Genomic DNA, 281 nt, shown 5'->3' with positions numbered 1-281 from the left:
GGAAGAAACACTCCCACGTGTGGGGGCTTGACGGTACCGTATGAATAAGGATCGGCTAACTCCGTGCCAGCAGCCGCGGTAATACGGAGGATCCAAGCGTTATCCGGAATCATTGGGTTTAAAGGGTCCGTAGGCGGGTTAATAAGTCAGTGGTGAAAGTCTGCAGCTCAACTGTAGAATTGCCATTGATACTGTTAACCTTGAGTAGTTATGAAGTGGTTAGAATATGTAGTGTAGCGGTGAAATGCATAGATATTACATAGAATACCGATTGCGAAGGC

Annotated in this window: 1 rRNA gene; it reads left to right on the top strand. The window is 46.6% G+C overall.

Going from position 1 to position 281, the window contains the following annotated elements:
- Positions 1-281: ribosomal RNA gene (locus HC176_RS19365) — 16S ribosomal RNA — on the top strand; the annotation flags it as partial.

It is taken from the genome of Tamlana crocina (assembly GCF_012037625.1).
The sequence above is the reverse complement of the archived record's forward strand: the minus strand, read 5'-3'. Positions and strand labels throughout refer to the sequence as shown.